The organism is Microvirga calopogonii (assembly GCF_003347665.1).
In the GTDB taxonomy this organism is placed as follows: Bacteria; Pseudomonadota; Alphaproteobacteria; order Rhizobiales; family Beijerinckiaceae; genus Microvirga; species Microvirga calopogonii.
On the sequence record NZ_QDGA01000036.1, the window covers coordinates 31,095 to 48,621 of the forward strand.

Annotated in this window: 15 protein-coding genes; 8 read left to right on the top strand and 7 right to left on the bottom strand. The window is 64.8% G+C overall.

Translation table 11 applies throughout. The annotated features are described in order from the left end of the window. Nucleotides 1-51 precede the first annotated feature (51 nt). The 3 genes from DDF70_RS21615 to DDF70_RS21625 all read left to right on the top strand — a co-directional run bounded on the left by DDF70_RS21615 (nucleotide 52) and on the right by DDF70_RS21625 (nucleotide 4,802). Nucleotides 52-1,167 carry a succinylglutamate desuccinylase/aspartoacylase family protein gene (locus DDF70_RS21615; RefSeq protein WP_114946890.1) on the top strand — a complete coding sequence of 372 codons (1,116 nt, stop codon included), beginning with the start codon at nucleotides 52-54 and terminating at the stop codon, nucleotides 1,165-1,167. 287 nt (nucleotides 1,168-1,454) lie between these two features. Continuing rightward, entirely contained in the window at nucleotides 1,455-3,038 is a 1,584-nt protein-coding gene (locus DDF70_RS21620) for a peptide chain release factor 3 (RefSeq protein ID WP_114946891.1), read from the top strand. Between the two features lie 171 nt (nucleotides 3,039-3,209). Next, the gene (locus DDF70_RS21625) at nucleotides 3,210-4,802 is read left to right on the top strand and encodes an ABC-F family ATP-binding cassette domain-containing protein (protein WP_114946892.1); all 1,593 of its coding nucleotides are present in this window, start codon (nucleotides 3,210-3,212) and stop codon (nucleotides 4,800-4,802) included. A 153-nt stretch (nucleotides 4,803-4,955) separates the two neighbouring features. Here DDF70_RS21625 and DDF70_RS36790 read toward each other — a convergent pair whose 3' ends face one another. From DDF70_RS36790 to DDF70_RS21655, 6 genes are all read right to left on the bottom strand, one after another. Beyond that, nucleotides 4,956-5,348 (bottom strand): hypothetical protein, encoded by a 393-nt coding sequence (locus tag DDF70_RS36790; RefSeq protein WP_162820563.1) that lies wholly within the window; start codon nucleotides 5,346-5,348, stop codon nucleotides 4,956-4,958. 235 nt (nucleotides 5,349-5,583) lie between these two features. Continuing rightward, on the bottom strand, nucleotides 5,584-6,486 hold the full coding sequence (locus DDF70_RS21635; RefSeq protein WP_114946894.1) for a sugar kinase: 903 nt from the start codon (nucleotides 6,484-6,486) through the stop codon (nucleotides 5,584-5,586). A gap of 287 nt (nucleotides 6,487-6,773) precedes the next feature. Then, nucleotides 6,774-7,682: an N-acetylglucosamine kinase gene (locus tag DDF70_RS21640; RefSeq protein WP_114946895.1), complete on the bottom strand. Its 909-nt coding sequence runs from the start codon at nucleotides 7,680-7,682 to the stop codon at nucleotides 6,774-6,776. A gap of 42 nt (nucleotides 7,683-7,724) precedes the next feature. Continuing rightward, nucleotides 7,725-8,615, bottom strand: a complete 891-nt coding sequence (locus DDF70_RS21645) for an N-acetylmuramic acid 6-phosphate etherase (protein WP_114946896.1) — start codon at nucleotides 8,613-8,615, stop codon at nucleotides 7,725-7,727. Nucleotides 8,616-8,718: 103 nt separating this feature from the next. Beyond that, nucleotides 8,719-9,744, bottom strand: a complete 1,026-nt coding sequence (locus DDF70_RS21650; RefSeq protein WP_114946897.1) for a serine hydrolase domain-containing protein — start codon at nucleotides 9,742-9,744, stop codon at nucleotides 8,719-8,721. A gap of 7 nt (nucleotides 9,745-9,751) precedes the next feature. Next, nucleotides 9,752-10,849 carry an anhydro-N-acetylmuramic acid kinase gene (locus tag DDF70_RS21655; protein WP_114946898.1) on the bottom strand — a complete coding sequence of 366 codons (1,098 nt, stop codon included), beginning with the start codon at nucleotides 10,847-10,849 and terminating at the stop codon, nucleotides 9,752-9,754. Nucleotides 10,850-10,990: 141 nt separating this feature from the next. Between DDF70_RS21655 and DDF70_RS21660 the strand changes: the two genes are divergently transcribed. The 5 genes from DDF70_RS21660 (at nucleotide 10,991) to DDF70_RS21680 (ending at nucleotide 15,901) form a co-directional block, all read left to right on the top strand. Next, a complete protein-coding gene (locus tag DDF70_RS21660) occupies nucleotides 10,991-12,490 on the top strand; it encodes an ABC transporter substrate-binding protein (protein WP_114946899.1) in 1,500 nt (499 codons plus the stop codon). A 69-nt stretch (nucleotides 12,491-12,559) separates the two neighbouring features. Next, the gene (locus DDF70_RS21665; RefSeq protein ID WP_114946900.1) at nucleotides 12,560-13,507 is read left to right on the top strand and encodes an ABC transporter permease; all 948 of its coding nucleotides are present in this window, start codon (nucleotides 12,560-12,562) and stop codon (nucleotides 13,505-13,507) included. Between the two features lie 3 nt (nucleotides 13,508-13,510). After that, nucleotides 13,511-14,335: an ABC transporter permease gene (locus DDF70_RS21670; RefSeq protein WP_114946901.1), complete on the top strand. Its 825-nt coding sequence runs from the start codon at nucleotides 13,511-13,513 to the stop codon at nucleotides 14,333-14,335. Next, complete coding sequence (locus DDF70_RS21675; protein WP_114946902.1) at nucleotides 14,332-14,769, top strand: GNAT family N-acetyltransferase; 438 nt, start codon at nucleotides 14,332-14,334, stop codon at nucleotides 14,767-14,769. Before DDF70_RS21670 ends, DDF70_RS21675 begins: the two co-directional genes overlap by 4 nt. 433 nt (nucleotides 14,770-15,202) lie before the next feature. Then, complete coding sequence (locus DDF70_RS21680; RefSeq protein ID WP_114946903.1) at nucleotides 15,203-15,901, top strand: hypothetical protein; 699 nt, start codon at nucleotides 15,203-15,205, stop codon at nucleotides 15,899-15,901. A 153-nt stretch (nucleotides 15,902-16,054) separates the two neighbouring features. Here DDF70_RS21680 and DDF70_RS21685 read toward each other — a convergent pair whose 3' ends face one another. Beyond that, on the bottom strand, nucleotides 16,055-17,407 hold the full coding sequence (locus DDF70_RS21685; protein WP_114946366.1) for an IS1380 family transposase: 1,353 nt from the start codon (nucleotides 17,405-17,407) through the stop codon (nucleotides 16,055-16,057). Nucleotides 17,408-17,527 lie beyond the last annotated feature (120 nt).

The following is a 17,527-nucleotide window of genomic DNA, read 5'->3' on the forward strand; positions in this document are numbered from 1 at the left end:
GACGCAACGGAACGCCTGAGTGTCTCCTGCGTCGGAACCTCTTGGTTGCAAATGAAAACAGAACAGATTGCTCTTTCGCCCCTCGCGCCCGGTGTCGACCTTTCCCTGACGGTTCAGCGCTTCGGACAGGAGGGGGCACGTCCCCGCATCTACATCCAGGCTTCGCTCCATGCCGACGAGATCCCCGGCATGATCGCGGCCCACCATCTGCGCGAGCGCCTGGGGGCTCTCGAGGCCGAGGGGAGGATCAAGGGCGAGATCATCCTCGTGCCGGCCGCCAATCCCATCGGCCTCGCCCAGCGGGTCATGGGCGACCATATCGGCCGCTTCCACCTCGCCGACGGCATCAACTTCAACCGCGGCTATCCGCACCTGGTCCCGAAGGTGGCCGAGCGGATCGAGGGCAAGCTCACCCAGGACGGGGACGAGAATGTCCGCCTGATCCGGGAGGCCCTGCGGGCCGAGCTGGAGGCCTGGCAGCCGTCCAATGCCGCCGAGGTCATGAAGAAGGCCCTGCTGGGCCTCGCCCAGGAGGCGGACATCGTCCTCGACCTGCACTGCGACTCGGAAGCCGTGGTGCATCTCTACACCCATACCCGCTCGGCGGAGGAATTCGCCCCGCTCTCGGCGCTCCTCGGCTCCCATGCCTATCTCATCGCCGATGTCTCCGGCGACGAGCCCTTCGATGAGGCCTGCAGCCGCCCCTGGGCGGAGCTGGCGGAGCGGTTTCCCGATCACCCGATTCCGTTCGCGTGTCACTCCACCACGCTGGAGTTCCGGGGCGAGCGTGACGTGACTCATGAGACGGGCCGGGCCGACGCGGCCGCCATGGTCGATTACCTGGTCCTGCGCGGCGCCATCGCTGGCGATGCGCCGCAGGTGCCCGAGGCTCTCTGCCAGGCCACCCCTCTGGCGGCCTCCGAGCCGGTCCAGGCTCCGGAGAACGGCATCCTGGTGTTCAGGGCCGAGATCGGCACGAAGGTGAAGGAGGGTGACGTCCTGGCGGAGGTGATCGATCCGCTGACCGGCGCCGTGACCCCAGCCAAGGCGCCCACCGACGGCGTGATGTTCGCCCGGGTCGCCGTGCGCTTCGTCACGAAAGGTATGCGCATCGCCAAGGTGGCCGGAACCACGGCCAAGCGGACGGGCAAACTGCTCGGGGCGTAAAGTTCGTCGAATCAAAAAGAAAGGCCGCCCCTCGGGGCGGCCTTTCCATTGTCGGTTCCACGGCCCATAAGGAGCCGCTCCTTGACGTGCGTTACGCACCGATCTCGGCAGAGGCCAAGATCCAGGTCACGGCAACCGGGGACCGTAGGGTATGACAATGAGACACTGGATCACCTCCTTTCGCTGTTGACGGGAAACCCCCATATGGGGTGAGAAGAGGCCAGCAAAAGGGCGGGGCGCTGCGGCGTTCTGTCCCCACCGTCGTTCCCAGAGAATTTTTGACCGCCATGACCGATCTCCCGGCCCCCGTGGGCCGCCGCCGCACCTTTGCGATCATCTCCCACCCCGACGCGGGTAAGACCACGCTGACCGAAAAGCTCCTGCTGTTCGGCGGCGCGATCCAGCTCGCCGGCGAGGTGAAGGCCAAGAAGAACCGCGTTTCCACCCGGTCCGACTGGATGGGCATCGAGAAGGAGCGCGGCATCTCGGTCGTGACCTCGGTGATGACCTTCGAGTACGGCGGCTGCGTCTTCAACCTGCTCGACACGCCGGGCCACGAAGACTTCTCCGAGGATACCTACCGGACGCTGACGGCGGTGGATTCCGCCATCATGGTGATCGACGCCGCGAAGGGCATCGAGGCGCGCACGCGCAAGCTCTTCGAGGTGTGCCGCATGCGCGATATCCCCATCGTGACCTTCATCAACAAGATGGACCGCGAGGCGCGCAGCCCCTTCGACCTCCTCGACGAGATCGAGAAGACGCTGGCGCTGGACACCGCACCCGTCACCTGGCCGATCAGCCAGGGCAAGAGCTTCGCCGGCACCTTCGACCTGCGTCGCAATATGGTCCGGCGCATCGATACGGACGAGGAGCCGACGGAGGTGTCGGGTCCGGAGGATCCGAGGCTGATGAGCCTGCTGCCACTGGGCGAGGCGGATGCGTGGCAGGAGGAGGTCATGCTGGCGCAGGAAGCCTGCAAGCCTTTCGACCTGCAGGCCTTCCGCGAAGGCCATCTCACGCCCGTGTTCTTCGGCAGCGCCCTGCGCAATTTCGGCGTGCGCGATCTCATCGACGCGCTGGCCTCCTATGCGCCGCCGCCGCGCGGCCAGGAGGCGGACAAGCGCCTCGTCGAAGCGGGCGAGCCCAAGATGTCGGGCTTCGTGTTCAAGATCCAGGCCAACATGGATCCGAACCACCGTGACCGCATCGCCTTCATGCGCATCTGCTCGGGAAAACTTCAGCGCGGCATGAAGGTGAAGCTGGTGCGCACGGGCAAGCCCATGAGCCTGAACTCGCCGCAATTCTTCTTCGCCCAGGACCGCGCCATCGCGGACGAAGCCTGGGCCGGCGACGTGGTCGGCATCCCGAACCACGGGACGCTGCGCATCGGCGATACGCTGACCGAAGGCGAGGACATCGTGTTCCGCGGCGTGCCGAGCTTCGCGCCGGAAATCCTGCGCCGCATCAAGCTGCAGGACGCCATGAAGGCGAAGAAGCTGCGCGAAGCGCTGCAGCAGATGGCGGAAGAGGGCGTCGTGCAGCTCTTCGTGCCGCAGGACGGCTCCGGCGCCATCGTCGGCGTCGTCGGCGCGCTGCAGCTAGATGTGCTGAAAGAACGGCTCGCAGCCGAGTACGGCCTGCCCATCGATTACGAGCCGACCCGCTTCTCCATCTGCCGCTGGATCACGGCGGACGATCCGCGCGAGCTCGACAAGTTCATCGAGAGCCACCTGTCGTCCATGGCGCGGGATCTCGACGAGGCGCCGGTCTTCATGGCGCCGAACATGTTCAATCTTCAATACGAGGTCGACCGCTACAAAGCGATCCAGTTCTCGGACGTGAAGGATTATCAGAAGAAGGCGGCCTGACGGCCGCCAGCAACAAGGAGGCGTCCGGCCGCAAGTTTGCGGCAGGGCGCCTCGTTTTGTATAAGGTCGCCGGACGCCCGAGAGGCGTTTGTTTCGACAGGATGTGTGCCGCAATGGATTTCAACCGGACAGCAATGCCGACCTGCCTTGCCACCGGGGACATCCATATCCATGCCTGCTTCGATCACTCTCTCCCATCTCTCATGGTCCGCGCCTGACGGGCGTACTCTTCTTTCCGATCTCGATCTGAATTTCGGTCCGGAGCGCACAGGGCTTGTCGGACGCAACGGCGTCGGAAAGACCACGCTCCTTCGGCTGATCGCCGGCGCGCTGCAACCCCATTCCGGTAGCGTCACCGTTCACGGCAGCCTGGGTCTTCTGCGCCAGACGGTGCAGGTCGATCCGGCCGGGACCATCGCGTCCCTGTTCGGTGCCGTCGATGCGCTGGCGCTCCTGCGCCGCGCCGAGGCCGGCGACGCGTCGGCCGAGGAACTGGCCAACGCCGACTGGACGCTGGAGGCGCGAATGTCCTCCTGCCTCGCGGAAGTCGGTCTCCACGTGCCGCCGGACACGCCTCTGTCGAGCCTGTCGGGCGGGCAGAACACGCGGGCCCGCCTTGCGGCGCTCATCTTCTCGGAGCCCGATTTCCTGCTCCTCGACGAGCCGACGAACAACCTCGACCGGGACGGGCGCGACGCGGTGCTCGACCTCCTCGCCAGCTGGCGGGGAGGGGCGATTGTCGTCAGCCATGACCGCGAACTGCTCGACACCATGGATGTCATCGTCGAGCTGACTTCGCTCGGAGCCACACGCTACGGCGGCGGCTGGAGTCGCTATCGTGAGCGCAAGGCGCTGGAACTCGCGGCGGTTCGGCGCGATCTGGCGGATGCGGAAAAGCGCGTGGCCGAGGTCGACCGCAAAGCGCAGGACACCGCCGAGCGGAAGGCGCGCAAGGATGGGACAGCCAAGAGAAAGCGCGCCAAGGGAGACATGCCGCGCATTCTCATGAACGGGCTGAAGAACCGCAGCGAGGAAACGGCTGCCAGCAATGCGCGTCTTGCCGAGCGCCGCCGCGTGCAGGCTCACGAGGAGGCCGCTTCCGCGCGTGAGCGCATCGAGGTCCTTCTGCCGTTCTCCGTGGTGCTTCCGCCGACGCATCTGCCGGCCGGCAAGACGGCTCTCTCCATCGACGGCGCGAGCGTCGGCTACGGGCCGGGACGGCCGATCCTGCGCGACATCTCGTTCGCCATCGTCGGTCCGGAGCGGATCGCCGTCACCGGGCCGAACGGCTCGGGCAAAACCACGTTGCTGGCGCTGATCACCGGGCAGCTGCAGCCCTGGAGCGGGAATGTGAAGGTCATGACGGAGTTCGCGCTGTTCGACCAGCAGGTTAGCCTGCTCGATCCGTCCCTCACGATCCGCGACAACTTCCGCCGCATCAATCCGGACGCGAACGAGAATGCCTGCCGGGCGGCCCTGGCCCGGTTCATGTTTCGGGCCGATGCGGCTTTGCAGCTCGTCTCAACGCTGAGCGGCGGGCAAGTGCTGCGCGCGGGCCTCGCCTGCGTGCTGGGCGGGCCGAGGCCGCCGGCTCTCCTGATTCTGGACGAGCCGACGAACCATCTCGATATCGATTCCATCGAGGCCGTCGAGGCGGGGCTGCGGGCCTATGACGGCGCGCTGCTGATCGTCAGCCACGACGAAGCCTTCTTCGATGCCGTCGGCATCACGCGTAGGTTGGATCTCACGGAGCATCGGACTTGAAGGCGGATCGTCACTGTGCGGCCGATGCTCTCGCGTATCACGCGGAAAACCCGACATGGCTTTCCGCGTGAAGGATGCGACCCAGCAAAGAACGGCGACGATCCGATGCGAGTGCAAGCGGTTCCAGTACTCGCACCTGTCGAGCGGCCATGATCAGGCGCTGTGCCGCACGACCCGCGCAACCCGATGTGAGGCTGGGTTGACGATCACGAGCCGATCATCGGGCGAGACGAAATAGCCGTAATGCCCGTAATGCCGAAGCCGGCGAATGGAGACATTCCTCATGGGCGACGTTTCCACCCAATTCGGGATCACGCTGCCGCGTCCGATGCGCACGCCACTCGGCTCATCGTACCTCTCGCCTGTCGTCCAGAGATCACTTACCGGGACGCGCTCCCATGTTCCTTCGCGATCCGTGAAGACCCTTGGTGCGCTCGGACTCACTCTCAAGGTGAGCGGTTGCGCGGAGGCGTTCAAACCTGTGCAGCAAACGGAGGCGAGCCCGATCAACAGGGTTGCACTGAGGTTTCGAGGTATATTGAGCATGTGCCTCTCCCTTCAGCGATCAAAGGGTATTAGGCCGCAGACCGACACATTCCGTGTTGATTTATGTCAAGTCTGGCGCATCGCTGACCCAAGGCCGCGCCAGCGACTCGAAGGGTTACGTCCGTGGAGACGGACCCAGTTCTGCGTGAGCAGTCAAGCGAAACGAAAACTTAAGAGCATCGGACGCAGCTGCGAAGTGACGTCCGATGCCTAAGCCCGGAGAAGGGGGTAGCGCTCAAGCCGCCAGCTTGCGCTCGGTGTAGCGCTCCTGCACCTGTGAGATGTCCTCGATACTCGGCAGGCTCGCCTCGTTGCCGAGGTGCTGGATCGCATGGGCGGACGCTGCGCGGGCGAAGATGAAATGCTCGCGCCAGGGCAGGTCGGGGCGGGCCATGGCGGAATAGACATAGGCGCCGTGGAAGATGTCGCCGGCGCCGTTGGTGTCCACCACGGCTTCGCCGGGAACGTTCAGGGCCGGCAGGACGCTTTCCTGCCCGGTCTCGTCGTACCAGACGAGACCGCGCTCGCCCAAGGTCACGCCGCCGATCTTGCAGCCGCGGCTCTTGAGGTACTCCAGCATCCCTGACGGGCTGAGATCCATCTGCTCGCAGAGACGTTCGGCCACGATGGCCACGTCGATGAACTCCAGGAGCTCATGGGTGTTGGAGCGCAGGCCGCCGCCGTCGAGCGAGGTGAGGATGCCGGCTTCGCGGCAGATCTTGGCGTAATGCATGGCCGCATCCGCCTGGTGGCCGTCGAGGTGCAGGGCCTTGCAGCCCTGGATGTTCAGCGGCGGCACCGGATGCAGGTAATGGTCGTCGCGGCAGCGGACGATGGCGCGCTTGCCGCCCCTGGGCATGATGAAGGACAGGGACGATTCGTGGACCTTCCGGTGGTGGACCGAGATGCCGTATTTCGCCGCCATGTCGATGAACATGCGGCCAAGCCAGTCATCGGCGATGGAGGTCAGCAGGTCGGGGGCGATTCCGAGCTTGGCGCACGCGAAGGCGGCCGTGACCGCATTGCCGCCGAACGAGATCGCATAATCCCGCGCCACGGTTTTCTCATCCCCCGTCGGAAGCTCGTCCGCCAGGAAGGTCACGTCGATATAGGTCTGGCCCACGAAGAGAGCATGCATCGCTGAAATCGTCTCGGATCTGGATACGATGCCGGAAGTCTTGGACGAGCAGGGCCGATTAGGCAAGCTCTTCCGGGCTAGGGGCACGAGGAGGCAGGCTTGCGCGACGGACTGTAAGAGGCGGGAGGCTCGCCCTTCCACGTCATCACCGGCCTTGTGCCGGTGATCTCGATTGGAGAGACACGACGCTTTTCCTTATCGGGATGGCCGGCACAAGGCCGGCCATGACATTGGAGGGTGTCACTTCAAAAGACTAATGCGAAGGGGCAGCCAGTCCGTGAAGGCCATCACATCCTGTTGATCGTCGCCGCCAGTCGGGCCGCCGTGAGGGCCGCGTCCAGGTCGGTGGCAATGAACTCGACCGGGGCCACCAGCTGCTTCCGGAAGGCGTCGGACAGGACTGGGTGGAGCCGCGCCGAGCCGCCCACCAGGGCCACGGGCCGGGGGCCGAGGCGCTTGATCAGCGCATTGGCGAGGCGGGCCAGCTCCTCGCCCGCGTCTTTCAGGATCCCCAGGGCGGTTCCGTCGCCGGTCTGGGCCGCTTCGCCCACGGCGCGGGCGAGCGACCCGATCTTGCCGCGGTCGCCGCCATAGACGAAGGATCGCACGATGTTCCAGTCCGTGCCGCCTAGGGCCTTGGCGAGGCAGGTGCCGAGAATCGTCGTCCAGCCCGCGCCGGGGCTCTCCTCCTCGGCCCGCAGCACGGCCTTGAGGGCCTCGCGGGCGATCCAGAAGCCGGAGCCGCCGTCGTCGATCAGGTTGCCGCGCCCGCCGACCCGGATGACCTCCTTGTCCTCCGACAGGTAATAGCCGATGGAGCCGGTGCCGCTATAGACCAGGATGCCTTCGCCCAGGGCGAAATAGGACAGGTAGGCGATCCACATGTCCTCCGCGACGAAGACCTTGTCGGGCGCGAGCTCGAAGGTCTCCGCGAACAGGGCCCGCATGGTCGCCTCGGCGGGGGTGTCGCGGGTCAGCCCCGTGATGCCCGCGATGATGCCCAGCGGCCGGCCCTGCTTCATCACCGCCTGGGCCATGTCGAGGACGATCTGGCGGGCGCGCTCTTCGGCGGCGGCGGAGAAGAGGTGGCCGGTCAGGGGAGCGACGGAGCCTTGGGCCACGCATTGACCGCTCGTATCCGCCAGCCGCCAGCGCGTGGCGGTGCCGCCCGCGTCGATGCCAAGCCCCAGCCCCATGACCCGTTGCCTCTTTTTTCAGCCGGATGACCGGCTGACTCGTTATTCTGTCTTGGTGAAGTCTGCCAGGGCTTTGCGCAGATTGCCACCGTTTCGCTCGAGCGCACCGCGCGCCTCGGTCGGACTTGCGCCGAGCGCGATGAGAACAGCCGTTTTCAGGTCGCCGTCCGATTGCCGGATCGCCTCGACGGCGGTGGCGTCGTCGCAATCGGTGATCTGCGAGACCATGATCTCGCTGCGGCGGCGCAGCTTGGCGTTCGTCGCGCGCATGTTGACCATCAGGCCGCGATAGACCCGGTCCATCCTGACCATGATCAGGGTGGACAGGAGGTTGAGGATGACCTTCTGCGCGGTGCCCGCCTTCATGCGGGTCGAGCCGGCGATCACCTCCTCGCCCGTATCGGCGAGAATCGGATGGGAGCAGGCGTCCAGAATGGGCGTGTCGGGATTGTTGGAGATGCCGATGGTCTGCGCGCCGCGCGAGGCCGCCTCCTTCAGGGCCGCGATGGTGAAGGGCGTCCGGCCACTGGCGGCGACCCCGATCACCACGTCGTCCGGGCCGATGCCGTTGTCGCGGATTCCCGCGATGCCTTCCTCGACCGAATCCTCCGCGTTCTCGACCGCCTGCATGATGGCGCCCGTGCCGCCGGCGATCAGATAGACCACCCGGTCGTCTGGCCAGTTGAAGGTCGGCGGCAATTCCGTTCCGTCCTGGACGCCGATGCGGCCCGAGGTGCCGGCCCCCGCATAGACGAGCCGCCCACCCCGGCGTAGGCGCTTCACCGCCTCTTCCGCCGCGGCCGCGATGGCCGGAAGGGAGGGCCGGACGGCGGCCACCGCCGCGAGCTGGCCTTCATAGAAGGCCGAGAGGACGTCGAGGCTCGGCCAGGTGTCGAGATCCTGGTAACGGGTGCTGAAATGTTCTGTCGCCATTGTGCCAACTTTCTTCCAGACCAGTATAGGACCAGTTGACGATGCTTCACAACGACCCGAATGAACCCGGATCGGAGCGGCGATCAACTTTCTGTTGGCATCCTTAAAGTCGCGCGGTTTGGTCGAACAACGCGATCACCTGCTCGCCCGTTGCACGGCGGAGGGCCAGAATCCCGCTGTCCGTGTGACGGCTCGGGTGAACGCGATTTGTGAGCAGCGACCAGGCGAGGCCGCGCTCGAAATCGAGCCATAACCCGGTGCCTGTGAAACCCGTGTGACCGATGGTGCCGGGGGAACAGGAATCGCCGCCATGCCAGCCGGGATGAAAGCCTTCCCATCCGACCGTGCGCTTCTCCGATTCGCGCGTGCGGATGGCCTTGATGGACTCGGGCGAAAGGACGGAGCCGTTGAGAATCGACCGGGCGAAATCGAGCACGCCGTCGATGGTGCCGAACAATCCCGCATGGCCCGAAGCCCCGCCGAGGGCGAAGGCGTTCTCGTCATGCACTTCGCCACGAACGACGCGCCCGCGCCATGTGTCCTTTTCGGTTGCCGCGCAAAGCTTCGGGTCGGGCCGGAACGAGAAGCGTTCAGGCAGCGGCTGATCGATCAGCGCCTGTCCGGTGATGCGCTCGATGGCGATGCCGAGCAGCATGAAGTTGATGTCGGAATAGACCGGAGGCCCGCTTTGCCAGACGCGCTGCAGGATGAAGGCGCGCAAGGTGTTCGGATCCTGGCCGTAGGTGTAGAGCGGCTCGACGGCGGGCAGATGCGTCTGGTGCGCGAGGCATTGGCGGAAGGTGAGCCGTCGCTCCGCCGCGTTCATGTCGTATTGGCGAAGGTCCGGGATGACGGTCACGAGGGGATCGTCGAGCGCGATCCTGCCTGCTTCCACGAGATGCAGGATGCGTGTCGTGGTGAAGATGACCTTGGTCAGGGACGCGAGATCGAACCATGTTTCACGAGAAACGCTTTCGCGTTCCGGCTCGATCTGTGCATGGCCGGCCCATTGCACGGCCCGCTCGCCGTCGGCGGTGACGATGCCGAGCACGGCACCGGGAATCCTGCCGTCGCGAACGGATGCGGCGGCAGGCGCGAAGGCCCGTTCGATCGTTGCTGTCAGGGGCATGGCAGGTTCACGCGGCGCGGTGCAGTTCGCCGCCGGGCATGGGATGTGGCACGCCGGTCGTCGTGGGAAGGCTCAGGGGCAGGCCGAGCGTGGAGCGCACGGCCAGATACCCGAAGGCCTGCGCCTCCAGGAAATCGCCGTCCCATCCCACGGCCTCGACGGGATCGACGGGCACTCCCAATTCCTCGTGCAGGCGCTTCATGAAATGCGCGTTGCGCCGTCCGCCGCCGGTGACGAGCCAGCGCTGCGGCGCGCGCGGAACGTGGCGCAGGGAGGCAATGACGGACTGGATCGTGAACTCCGCCAGAGTCGCGGCGCCATCCGCATCGGACAGCGCCTCCACGCCCTTGGCGCGGGCATGGAAGTCCTGACGGTCGAGGGATTTCGGGGCGGGGCGGTCGAAGAACGGGTTGAGCATGAACTCCGCAACGAGGTTCGCGTCCGCCTTTCCGGAGGCCGCGAGCTGTCCGTTCTCGTCGAAGCTCAGACCGCGGCGGCGCAGGATGAAATCATCGAGCAGCGCGCTCGCGGGGCCGGTGTCGAAGGCGATCACCGTATCGCGGTCGATATAGGTCACGTTCCCGACGCCGCCGAGATTGAGGATCATGACCGGCTGTGACAGCTCGCTCGCCAGGGCCCGGTGATAGAGCGGCACGAAAGGCGCGCCTTCGCCGCCCGAGGCCACATCCGCATGACGGAAGCGATAGACGGTGTCGATGCCGAGCGCCGCTGCCACCCGGTCGCCGAGGCCGAGCTGGCGCGTGAAGCGAACCTCCGGCCGGTGATAGACGGTCTGGCCGTGGAAGCCGATCAGGCTCACGTCAGCGGCGGGGATGCCGGTTTCCGTCATGAAACGCCGGATCGCCGCGATATGCGCGTCCGTCACTGCCCGCTCGAGATCCTCCAGCGGCTCGCTCTGCGCCCGTGCCGGCTCGGCGATCAGCGCCTGGAGCGTCTTCCTCAGATCCTCCGGATAGGAGAAGGTCCGTCCCGGCCCCAGCTTCACGACGGTGTCGCCGTCCGTTTCCACGATGGAGACGTCGATCCCGTCCATGGACGTGCCGCTGATCACGCCGATGGCTTTGACGAGGGGGCGTTGCGACATGGGCTGCTCCGGGATGCTTCGATTGTGCGAGAGACCATAGCACAGGCGCTGAACTGGTCCAGAGTGGTATGAGATTGGACCATGACAGGCTCCCGGCGATGGCCTATAAATCCTCGGCGGCTTCCAAGGGAGAAAAGACGCATGGTCAGGTCAGCACTGCGCAGCGCAATCGGTGCAGGTTTCATGGTGGCGGCGATGGCCTCCGCCTCGGCTCAGGTTCTGGAGATCGGAGCGGACAATGGCCCCACGGGCCTCGATCCGCATCTCATCACGGCTTTCCCGAGCTTCATGGTGGTGAACGGCAACATCTATGAAGGTCTGACGGCCGTCGACAAGGACCTGAAGATCGTCCCGGGCCTCGCCGAATCCTGGACCGTCGCCCCGGATGGCAAGGCCTATACCTTCAAGCTGCGCTCGGGCGTGAAATTCCATGACGGCTCCGCCATGGAGGCCAAGGACGTGGTCGCCTCGATCAACCGCGTGCTGAGCAAGGATATCGCTTCACCGCTCGCAAGCCGCCTCTCGGCTGTCGAGAAAGCCAACGCGGTGGATGCCACGACCGTGGAACTGAGGCTCAAGGAGCCGTCCGCCGCGCTCCTCAGCTCGCTCGCCACCATCGCCATCGTGCCGGGAAGCATGGAGGCGAACAAGGACGCCCTGCAGAAGGCTCCCGTCGGCACGGGACCGTTCAAGTTCCAGGAATGGCAGCCGAACGGCTTCATTCTTCTGACCAAGAACGAGGCCTATTGGGACAAGGGCATGCCGAAGCTCGCAGGCCTCAAGTTCAACATCGTGCCGGAATCGGCGACCCGTCAGGTGGGTCTGAGCAACGGGCAATATGCGCTTCTGCCCAACATCGATGCGGCCACCGCCCTGCAGCTCAAGGGCAAGCCGAACGTGAAGCTCTCCGAGACCATGGATCTCGCCTACACGCTCATCGGCATGAACGTGTCGAAGCCGCCCTTCGACAATCCGAAGGTGCGCGAGGCCGTGAACTACGCCATCAACCGCCAGGAGATCGTCGACGCGGCCCTCTTCGGCGCCGGCGTGCCCGGCGGTCCGCTGTCGCCGGCCCTGAAGAACTGGGCGCTCGATGTGAACCAGTTCGCCTGCTACAAGCCCGACCCCGCCAAGGCGCAGGCGCTGTTGAAGGAAGCGGGCGTCGCCACGCCGGTCGCCGTCACCATGAAGGTCCTGCCGCGCCAGGACATCAAGGACGTCGCCCAGGTGGTACAGGAGCAGCTGAACAAGGCCGGCTTCAAGGTCGAACTCGTCAACCAGGAGCAGGGCCAGTTCATCCAGGATTGGCGCAACAGCAACTTCGACCTGTTCGCTTCGATCAATGCCGGCCAGCCCGATCCGGACGACTACTTCTACCGCACGTTCCGCACCGGCGGATCGACCAACGTGTTCAAGTATTCGGATGCCGAGATCGATGGGCTGCTCGACCAGGCGCGCACCCAGCAGGACCAGGCGGCGCGGAAAGCCGCCTATGACAAGGTGCAGCAGAAGCTCGCCTGCTCGGGTCCGGTGGCGCACCTGACCTACGGCACCCTGTTCTCGGCCATGAACAGCAAGCTGCAGGGCTTCGAGACAATGCCGAACCGCTCGCTCCTGATGCTGCGCAACGCGTCCTACTGATCATCTGCCGCCATCCCGGCGCCGCTCTCGCGCGGCGCCGGGATGCTCATTTGAAGAGAGCCCGTCCGTATGAACCGCGTCCTGCTCGCACGCCTCATCGATCTCGTCATCGTCCTCTTCGGCGTGTCTGTCATCGTGTTCCTGATGATCCGGATGATCCCCGGCGACGCGGTTGCGATCATGCTCGGAGCGAATACCGAGATCACGCCCGAGCGCATGGCTGAGCTCAACCGCCGCGTCGGCCTCGACCGTCCGATCATCGAGCAGTACCTGCTCTGGGCCGGATCGGCGCTTCGTGGTGATTTCGGCACCTCGCTCTGGACGGGCCGGCCGGTCTCGACCGAGATCCTCCTGCATCTGTGGCCGACGCTTGAGCTCACCTTCCTGTCTCTCCTCGTCGGGGCCGTTCTCGCCGTCCCGGTCGGCTGCCTGATGGCGCAGACGCGCGGCGGCGCGGCAGACGTGGCCATGCGCGTTTCCGCCATCGCGGGCCTGACGATCCCGTCCTTCTGGCTCGGGATCGTGCTGATCCTTCTTCTTTCCAGCTGGGCCCCGGGGTTCGCGTCGCTCGGCTACGTGCCCTTCTCGGAGGATCCCGTCGGCAATCTCCAGCGCATGGTGCTGCCCGCCTTCGCCCTGGCGCTGCCGATCCTCGCCAATCTCTCCCGCCTCGTGCGCTCGGCCATGCTCGATGCGCTGGGGCAGGATTACGTGCGCACCGCCCGGGCCAAGGGGCTGCCGGAGCGGCGCGTGGTCTATAAGCACGCCCTGCGCAACGCGCTGATCCCGTTTCTCACCAGCGTCGGCATCATGACCGGCTATCTGCTCGGCGGCGCCATCGTGGTCGAGCAGGTCTTCGCCATTCCGGGTCTCGGCCGCCTGATCCTCGGGGCCATCGCCGAGCGCAATTATCCGCTGATCCAGGCCACCATCCTGGTGGTGACGGCAGGCTTCGTGTTCGTGAACTTTCTCGTCGACTTCCTCTACATCGTCGTCGATCCCCGTGTGAGGGCCTGAGCCGTGAAGCAGCTGGCCAAGAACAAGCTTCTGACCTTTGCCGTCATCCTGGTGGCGATCCAGCTCATCCTCGCCATCGGGGCGCCGCTCTTTGCTCCCTACGACCCCATGGCGCAGAGCGTCGCGCGGCGCCTGCGCCCCCCGTCCGAACTCAACTGGTTCGGCACGGATCAGCTCGGCCGGGACGTGCTGACGCGTATCCTCTACGGCTATCGTACCTCGCTCATCGCGTGCCTGCTCGCCGTGGGCATCGCGCTGCTCGCCGGCGGTGCGCTCGGCCTCATCGCCGCCTATTACCGCGGCTGGCTCGACCGCATCATCATGCGCGTCATGGACGTGCTCTTCGCCTTCCCGGTGATGCTGCTCGCCATCGGCATCATCGCCGTCCTGGGACCTCACACCTACAGCGCGGCCGCCGCCATCGCGGTCGTCTACACGCCGATCTTCGCCCGCCTCCTGCGCGGCCCGGCGCTCGTTCTGTGCGAAAGCGAATATGTGGCGGGCGCGAAGGCGATCGGCGCGTCGGACGCGCGCATCATCTTCCTGCACATCCTGCCGAACCTCGCTTCCGTGATCCTGGTTCAGACGAGCCTGCTGCTCTCCGCCGCCATCCTGGTCGAAGCCTCGCTCTCGTTCCTCGGCCTCGGCACGCAGCCGCCCACGCCGTCGCTGGGCCTGATGCTGTCGGAGGGCCGCAACTTCCTCATGCTCTCGCCATGGAGCGCGATCTTCGCCGGCTTCGCCATCCTGTTCCTGTCCTTCGGGTTCAATCTCCTGGGTGACGCCCTGCGCGACACGCTCGATCCGCGCCTGCGGGGCCAATCGTGATCGCGCGGCCTGCCGGGGCCGATGATATTCCGGCTCTGGCAGCCATCGCCGAGCGGTCCTATCGGGCGGCCTTCGCGGATATTCTGGAGCCGGACGTGCTCGTGGGCCGGGACGCCGCCTTCTTCGCCGAGCGGTTCACCGCTTCATGGGAACGCATGCTGGTCGCGGTCTCCGACGGAAGCCCGGTCGGATTCCTGCTCATGACGGACCACCACATCGACATGCTGTTCATGGATCCCGTCGCCAGCGGCAGGGGCGGCGGTGCGCTTCTGTTGCGTGAAGCCGAAGCACAGGGCGCGAAGAGCCTCGAATGCTTTCGCGACAATCACGCCGCGCGCCGGTTCTACGAGCGGCATGGCTGGCGGATCGGGCGGGAATACGAACGTGAGTTCGCAGGGCGAAGCCGCCACTTCGTGCTTTATGCCAAAGACTGAATCTTCGGCGGGCGCTGCCATCGCCCTGAATATACGGCTCTCGCGGGAATTCCGGTGGCCTCCGACCCGACCCGCTCAAGTCTTCCGACCAATCTGGCAAGCATCCAACGGGGCTGATCCATTGTCAGGCCGATGTGATCCATTTGACAGACCGAAGATGTTGCCCCGCATAAACATGATCAAGCAGCTGAATGACAGAACAGATCTTTTTGGAAGCTGGACATAGGTAGCTGCAAACATGGCATGTTCAAGAATCTAAGGTCTTGGACAAGACCTAATAGTAAGTACATAAAGTACTAGCCAATTTTATATAGATCTATGTTAATTTTTCTTATCATTGCAGGCATGACTTCCAAGTTTTCGCCATTTTTCACGGGAAAATCCATGTAAATTGAGAATCTGCCCACAATATCAAAGTCTGGGGAGAGAGCTCATGTTTCCACAAATTTTGCTAGACAGAATTATGGTCGACCCAGTGGCGACCTTAAAGTCAAGCCTGATCATCGGTCATCTTATCGGATTGGTGTTTGGGCTTGGAACAGCAACATTGCTCGATATATTCATACTTAGATTTGTTATCCCCCATAAGGTCAGCAAAGATCATTACGACGTTATTCATCTATTTTCCAGGATCGTTGCCTTCGGCTTGCTTCTTCTCTGGATAACAGGGTTGGGATTCCTCGTCTTCTACAGCTATTTTGACCCCATCAAGCTGTCGAACCAGAAAGTCTGGGCCAAGCTGATTGTCGTCAGTGTCCTGACCCTGAACGGAATTTTCATCCACCGAACCGTCTTGCCCCTGATCCATGATCACATCGGGCGCCCTCTGTTCGATGGCTTGGGCCCAAGCCAGCGCTTCCTGCTGCTCACATCCGGTGCCATTTCCGGAACGTCTTGGTATGTGCCGTTCGTCCTCGGCGCATTTCCTCAATTCAACTTCCTGCCGGCGCTACCGCTCGTGCTGACCTATTTGTTCGTCCTGGCGGCGACGATCGTGACAACGCAGATCTTTACACTGGCGGTCACACCTTCTGAGCCCACGCGGACGTCCACGCGCGCGGAGGACACCGACCGGAAGCCTTTGGCATCCTTTTCCGGAGGTGATCCTGCCGTACTCACTTCGCAGGTTTAGCCGTTCCTATTCACCAGAGTTTGCTGCATTGACCTGATTTGCGGCGAGGCGAGCCAATCCGTTGCGTCTCTTTCACCGCAGCGAGGTCTGGCACGTGGGGAACGCGTTGGCAGGGGCAGGATAGAGCGATCAGGGCGATGGCGGCCCCGTCTCTCAGGGCGAGGCTGCTCGCGGGCTGGGCAGGAGTGTCGCCGCTACGGCGCGGAAGAGGTCAGCGTCCGGGCAGCCGGAGGCGAAGGCCAGTCGGATGCGGCTCGCCGTTTCCTGCACCCGCACGGCGATCTTGAGCAGGCGCAACCGCAGCGTGGCGAACTCAGCCCGGGCGAGATCGCGTGCAGCCGGGATCGCCTCCCGCACCGCCAGCATCAGCCAGTAGGCGGCCGTGTGCAGCACCAGCCGAACTTGGTTGGCCACCGCGCGCCGGCACGAGGTTCGGTCGGACGCGAGGTGCGCCTTGTGGAACTTGATCCAGTTCTCGGCTTGGCCCCTGGCACAATATAGGCTCTCATAGATGACCCGCGCGCTGGTCCCGATCAGGTTGGTGACCACACAGCGGATGTCGAGCCCCAGGCGGGTGGCTTCGATGCGGGCGATCGCGCGACGCTCGCACGACCAACTCTTGGCCCGGTGTGTCGTCTCGGCAAAGCCACGCACGACCTCGCAGTCGTCCACCGCCCGCTGGGTGCGCACCGCATCCGCCTCGTTCTGGACTTTGGCGGTGAGCGGCCGGGTGCCGGCCAGCCCGAACAGATAGCTGACGCCGTTCTGCTCGCAGAAGTCCATGGCCTCGGGGCGGGCATAGTGACTGTCGCCGCGGATCGTGATCTGCGTGAGAGGCCAACGTGTGCGGATGCGGCGCACGAGGCGTCGCAAGTAAGCCCGCACCTCACGGCCGGAGGGCGTCTTGCCCGGCCGCAGCACGATCGCCACCGGGCGGCCGGTGCTGTCATAGACATGGATCGGCAGAAAGCAGCGCTCGTCATAGTGCGCGTTGAACAAGGACAGTTGCTGGTGCCTATGCACCACGTCGCAGGTGTCGTCGATGTCCAGCACCACTCCGTCAGGGGGCGTGACATAGCTGTCCATCCACTGATCGACCAGAGCATAGGTCAACCGGATCGCATCGCGGATCGTCGGCGCATTCTCCAGCCGCGAGAGGGTCGGCTGCGAGGCCAGATCCGCTCCAGTCTCCGGCAGGTGCCCGCAGGCGAGCTTGAACGCCGGATCGGCGCGCAGCGGGCCGAAGTCATTGCAGTCCTCATAGCCACACGCGATGGCGAAGATGCGGGCGCGGAGCATGTCTGTGATCGCGTGCGTCACGCGGACGGGATCGCGCCGATCCGGGATGAAGCCGGCGAGCCGCTCGGCGATGCCAAGGCGGCGCTCGGCCTGGGCCAGAAGCATGACGCCGCCGTCGGACGACAAGCGCCCGCCGTCGAACGCGGCGGTGATCTTCTTGCGGGACACGGCTGGAAACGGGAAGGTGGCAGGTGTATCGTCCGGCATGGCGGGTGTGGCAGCCTCGAACGGAGAGCAGGATCGGCTTCAGCAACCAAATCCTACGCTGCTTCAAGTGCTTAAGCTACATCCGCCAGCCCTCATCCCTCTTCCGATGCATAAGAACGG